Here is a 1,435-nt window from a genome sequence, read left to right as displayed (position 1 = left end):
CGCCGATGCGGAGAATGGCCTGGCCTTGGTGGCCAGGCATGAGGGGGATCCCGGCCTGGCGGAAGCGCATTGGCGGCGCGCCATCGCCCTGGACCCCGACTTCGCCGGCGCCCATGCCAACCTGGGCAAGCTGTTGCTGGACCAGCGCAAGCTAAGGTTGGCTCAAGCGGCTCTGGAACGGTCGCTGGCGCTTGATCCAGCCAATGGTGGCGCCCGCATGGACCTGGCGCTGGCCTTGAAAGCCCAGGGCCGCAGGGATGAGGCGGAGACCGCCCTGCGCCAGGTGCTGGCCTGGGCGGACGGCAATGAGCAGCTTACCCACGACGCCCGTTTCAACCTGGCGCGCCTGCTGCTGCTGAAGGGCCCCAGTGATGACGCCTGGGCGCTGCATGACAGCCGGTGGAAGGCCAGCAGCTTCCCCTCCGTCCGCCGCGGTTTTCCCCTGCCAGTCTGGCAGGGCGACACACTGCTGGGCCGCACCCTGCTGCTGTGGGGCGAACAGGGCCTGGGTGACGAGATCCTGTTCGCCAGCCAGGTCCCCGACCTGGCCGCGGGCTTGAGCGAAGCGGTGCGCGCTGCGGGCACGGACGTGCTGCTGGAATGCGACACCCGCCTGGTGCCGCTGTTCGCCCGCTCCTTCGCGCCGGTGACGGTCATCGGCAGGCCACCCAAGGGACCGGGGGAGGATACCGCCGATCCCCGCACCGCCACGGCCACGGCGCAACTGCCCACAGGCAGCCTGGCGCGCCACTGCCGCCGCGCCTTGGCGGACTTCCGGGGCGCCCGCCCCTACCTGAAGCCCGACCCCGACCGCGCCGCCTTCTGGGCCCAGCGCGTGGCGGCCCTGGGACCGGGGCTGAAGGTCGGCATCTGCTGGACCAGCGGCCTGGTCACCGCCGCCCGGGCCGGCGGCTACAGCGCGCTGAACGACTGGCTGCCCCTGGGCCGTCTCCCCGGCGTCCACCTGATCAACCTGCAGTACAACCGCGAGGCGGTCACGGCCGAGGTGCCAGGTGCCCGCGCCCAGGGCCTGGACCTCGCCGTCTGGACTGATCTGGACCTGAAGGACGACCTGGAGGGTACGGCGGCGCTGATCAGCGCCCTGGATCTGGTGGTGACGGCGCCAACGTCCGTCGGTGAACTGGCGGCGGCGCTGGGCGTCCCGACCTGGCGAATATCCAACCCGCCGACGACTGGAGCGCCCTGGGCACGGCGGTCCCGCCCCTGGTTTCCGGCCATGCGCGTCGTGGCGCCCAGGCCCGGCGAAAGCCACGGCGGCGTAATCCGCCGTCTCGCCCAGGAACTGGCGGCGCTGACCGCAAGCGCCCCGCCACCCCCTTTGAGCCTGAATGACGCGCTTGCGCTGCACCAGGCCGGCCGACTGGCGGAGGCGGAAGGGGCCTACCGCCACCTGCTGGCGAACGCCCAGGGCCAG

General features: G+C 72.2%; 1 protein-coding gene. It reads left to right on the top strand.

Going from position 1 to position 1,435, the window contains the following annotated elements; translation table 11 throughout:
* A partial coding sequence (locus I55_RS29705; RefSeq protein WP_148294046.1) for a tetratricopeptide repeat protein occupies positions 1-1,435 on the top strand: 1,435 nt, incomplete at both ends.

Source organism: Azospirillum sp. B4 (assembly GCF_000333275.1).
Lineage (GTDB): Bacteria > Pseudomonadota > Alphaproteobacteria > Azospirillales > Azospirillaceae > Nitrospirillum.
This window is presented reverse-complemented; position numbering and strand designations above follow the sequence as displayed.